The 4,115-nt window shown below is 45.8% G+C and carries 4 protein-coding genes; 1 reads left to right on the top strand and 3 read right to left on the bottom strand.

Annotation, left to right across the window (positions count from 1 at the left end):
• Position 1: 1 nt before the first annotated feature.
• The gene (locus ACTXGO_RS10630) at positions 2 to 742 is read left to right on the top strand and encodes a peptidase (RefSeq protein ID WP_317199440.1); all 741 of its coding nucleotides are present in this window, start codon (positions 2 to 4) and stop codon (positions 740 to 742) included.
• Positions 743 to 815: 73 nt separating this feature from the next.
• On the opposite strand, the gene ACTXGO_RS10625 is transcribed toward ACTXGO_RS10630, so the two are convergent.
• The 3 genes from ACTXGO_RS10625 to ACTXGO_RS10615 form a co-directional block, all read right to left on the bottom strand.
• Positions 816 to 1,763 (bottom strand): EamA family transporter, encoded by a 948-nt coding sequence (locus ACTXGO_RS10625; RefSeq protein ID WP_443543022.1) that lies wholly within the window; start codon positions 1,761 to 1,763, stop codon positions 816 to 818.
• Between the two features lie 99 nt (positions 1,764 to 1,862).
• On the bottom strand, positions 1,863 to 3,086 hold the full coding sequence (locus tag ACTXGO_RS10620; RefSeq protein ID WP_443543020.1) for an MFS transporter: 1,224 nt from the start codon (positions 3,084 to 3,086) through the stop codon (positions 1,863 to 1,865).
• 240 nt (positions 3,087 to 3,326) lie between these two features.
• Positions 3,327 to 4,115: helicase-related protein (locus ACTXGO_RS10615; protein ID WP_443574422.1), on the bottom strand; the 789-nt coding region annotated here is incomplete at its 5' end.

The raw sequence follows: 4,115 nt of genomic DNA, 5'->3' as shown, positions 1-4,115 counted from the left end.
TATGACTTATTGTGCCGCCATCCGCTTAGAGGATGGCTTGTTGTTTGCCAGTGATACCCGTACCAATGCAGGCGTCGATCACATCTCAACGTTTCGCAAGCTCTATCAATATGGTGTTGAAGGCGAGCGCTTTATGGTACTACAAACAGCAGGCAGCCTTGCCACCTCGCAGGCGGTGTTTAATAAGCTACAAAACGATATCGATCAGCATAACGAGGGCAATATCAATACGGTTGCGACGCTATTTGATGCCGCGCAGATGGTTGGCGAGTGTATGCGCAGCGTTATGAATCACGCCAAAAAAGTGGCTAATGCCTCTATCGATGGCGCATTTACCAGCTCCTTTATGCTCGGTGGTCAAATCAAAGGTCAACCCAGCGAGCTGTACATGATCTACCCTGAGGGCAACTGCATTAGAGCGACCGAGGATACGCCGTTTTTTCAATTGGGTGAGAGCAAATATGGCAAGCCTATTTTGGATCGCTCAGTTAAATTTGATACCGATATCAATCACGCGACCCAAGCCTTGATGCTCTCGTTTGACTCAACCATACACTCCAACCTCTCTGTCGGTATGCCGATCGATTTTGTTGTTTATCAAAACGATAGCCTTACCATGCCTAAAGGTCGCCGTATTGAGGCCGATGATGAACACTTTAACAAAATCAGCCGCGACTGGTCAGAGGCGCTACGCAATACGTTGATGGAGCTACCCGCCTGCCCTGAGGATTATTGGGATTAGGCGAGATCAGGGCTTTAGCGCTTAACATCTAGGGTGTACCCCGCGCATCAATCTCTTACTATTGATGCGCATCTCAAGAACCAACCTCAATACTTTTTTTACCAAACCTCAGCTTCACATTCGCCAGTATTAGTCCTGATAAAATAAGCACCATCGCCAGCATCTTCCACCAGGTTAGCGCCTCCCCTGTCAGTAGCACTGAGGTCGCCATACCAGATATTGGCACCAGCAGAGCAAATGGCATAACCTTTGAGGCGGTGTTTTGCGCCAGCAGATGCGCCCACAGTCCAAAGCCTATTAGCGTCGAGATATAGACGATAAACCCAAGCGATAGCCAAGACTTCATTGATGCCTGCGTGAATGTTACTAGCTGCCAAGCATCAGGCTCAAGTATCAAAGATGATAGCGTCAATATCACGCAAGCGATTAACCCGCCCCATACCACCAGAGCTAACGCTGATAATGCTGCTGATCTATTCGAGGTCTTGCTATTATTCATTGAGATAGCAGATGTCGTTGTGATCTGCTGCTTTGAGGCCTGTTTTGAAGCAATGTTGCCAAAGCTCCAACCTATCGCGGCAATCAAAATACAGATAAAGCCCGCCAGCGGCATATCACCGCCGAGGTTCAATGCAATCACCCCAAGTCCAAGTACACCGATCACCATCCCTACTATTTGCTTACCACTTACCGCCTCACCCAATAATAAAAAAGCCAGCAATACGGTGATAAAAATCTGCATTTGTAATAGTAGCGCTGTAAGTCCTGCCGATGCGCCTAGATGCATAGCGGTAAAGACAAAGGCGTACTGCAACACAAAGGTACCAATCGCATAAATAAATAAGGTGCGATTAAATTTGGGCGGCTTAAGAAACAGCACTAAGGGCACGGCAGTAAAGAAAAAACGCATGGCGGTGAGCATGAGTGGCGGAAAGCTCTCAAGTGACCATGCAATAAAGGTGAAGTTTACGCCCCAAATAAAGGCAACTAGGACAGCTAAAGCAATATGAATTGGGGTCATGTTAGTGTCCGATAGGTATTGTTTTTATAAAGTTTAAAATTTTATAAAGCCTAGAGTTTTACAAAGCTTAGAGCAAGGTCATCCACCCAGTGGTTTACTCTATCTATAGCTTTTGTTTTTGAAAAATAACACAAACAGGATAAAAAAAGCAGAGATAGCAATCGAAAAAACAAAGAATATGACATTGGTATTGATCCAACCAAAGTAGCTCAATATAGGCGCAGGCAAAAAAGCACCTAAGGTAGCAAACAGCGCAATGATAGTCTCATTAATCCCCTGAAATTTTAGTCTTTGCGGCCCTTGAATATTGCTTAGCAACGTAGAGCCTCCTGAATACGTAAAATTCCAACCTACGCCCAAAACGATCAAAGCAATATTAATATAAATAGTATCAGCAAAAAGTACAGGCAATAAGCAAGAGAGCGATATGAGTAAGAAGCCAAGTATAATGGTATTGACGCTATTAATAATATGAATCAATTTGGCGACAAAAAACGAAGGTAAAAACATCGCCAGCACATGCATCTGGATAGCGTAGGAGGCATAGTCAAAAGAATGACTTTGCTTTAAAAATAGTGACGACGCTATCATCATCAGATTCATGATGTAGTAGCCCAGCGCCCCGCCCAATATAGCGATGATAAGGGTATATTTTTTGACCGTCAGCGCATTCGAGACCGCTTTTGCATTTTGCGTACTACTCACATGCTGGGTGTTTGACTTGTGGTGATGGCTGTTTGATTGATTCCAATGATAAAGGATTACAGATAGCACAAGCGCTAAAACTGACAAGGATAAGTAGATCAAAGCGTAATCTGGTAAGTCCGATAGTTTGGCTAAATTTATCGCCAGTAGTGGCGCGATGATAGCGGCAAACACGCCGCCTGAGATGACCATTGAGGTCGCTTTAGCAATAAGCTCACCACTTAGGATATCTGTCGCGGCAAATCTATAAAAATTAGCCGTTGAAATAAACAGTCCTAATAAAAAATGGCTCAAGCACAAATACAAAAAGTTCTCATAAATTAATGATAAAAACCCAATAACGCCTGACAAGAATAAAAATAAAATACCCATCTTAAAAATACGATAACGACCAAACCTCTCCATCAGCTTTGAGAACATAACCGTGCTCAGTAAAATCGCCAAAAACTGCAATCCATAGGGGATGGTGGCGTAACTGACTTTTGGCGCTAATGTCAGTCCGACCAGCGCCGCCACCGTCACTGACAACACCGCTGTGGTCAAATTAATACTTTGAGCTACTAATAAAAAATAAACCTGCTTAGGTAGCTTATTGTGTTTTTGTATATCACTTTGCATATCTAGGCTCTTTTAGAGGATCAGTCAGATTGTAAAGGGTAAGTGAGATTAGACTTTGATCTGTCAGACTGACTTTACAACCAAAGCATACTACACCCAAACACAAAAAAAGCCAGAGACTAGCTTTCGCTAAATCTCTGGCTTTGGCTTGTACCTCTAACTAAATGAATCGCTTCATCTAGTTATTAGGTTTAGTTACTTAAGTGTAGCTGCTTAAGCTTAGTTACTTAAGCTTAGCTACTACGAGTTGCCACCACGGTTGCCGCTGTTTGAGCGACCGCCTGAGCGATTGGCTGGACGACCTTGGCTGCCACTTGGACGATCACGGCCTGTTGCCGCGCGATCACCGCGTGGTACGCCAGTACCATCACTGCGACCAGGGCCAGTACGTTTACCTTGATACGGCTTGCCACCAGAGCGCTCATTTGGCTTACCTGATGAGTCGCGCGGCTTACCTTGATAACCGCTGTCATTGCTGGCGCGCTGAGAAGTAGCAGCGCCACTTGACTTGCCTGCGTAACCGCCGCCATTGCCTGAGCGACCACGGCCGCTACCACCGCCGTTTGAGCGACCACGTCCACGTCCGCGACCTTTAGGCTTGTTCTCACTAGGTACGTACGTCTTTTTGGGCTCCATGCCAGCGATGACGCCCACTTCCATCTTGCGATCAAGATAGCGGTTGATAGCGTTAAGCTGCGGGCGATCATCCATGCTACATAAGCTGATAGCAACACCAGTACGACCCGCACGGCCACAGCGGCCAATACGGTGGACGTAATCTTCGGTTTGGCGCGGAAGATCGTAGTTGATGACGTGTGATAATGCTGGCACGTCAAGACCACGAGCGGCCACGTCTGTTGCGACTAGGATCTTGCACTTGCCGTTACGCAAATCTTGCACGATACGGTTACGCTTGCTTTGTGGTAGATCACCATGCAAGAAGCTGGCTTTATGGCCTTGCTCTTGTAGAGACTTGGCTAGTTTTTCAGTGCTGCGCTTAGTGGCGGCAAATATGATGATTTGCTCCAT

The sequence above is a fragment of the Psychrobacter sp. T6-1 genome (genome assembly GCF_052258445.1).
Note: the sequence above shows the minus strand (reverse complement) of the source record. Positions and strands in the feature narration are given on the sequence as shown.

Bases quoted from the DNA above. Each gene is read 5' to 3' on its own strand.
- ACTXGO_RS10625 (WP_443543022.1), bottom strand. From the start codon at position 1,763: ATGACCCCAATTCATATTGCTTTAGCTGTCCTAGTTGCCTTTATTTGG.
- ACTXGO_RS10630 (WP_317199440.1), top strand. From the start codon at position 2: ATGACTTATTGTGCCGCCATCCGCTTAGAGGATGGCTTGTTGTTTGCC.
- ACTXGO_RS10620 (WP_443543020.1), bottom strand. From the start codon at position 3,086: ATGCAAAGTGATATACAAAAACACAATAAGCTACCTAAGCAGGTTTAT.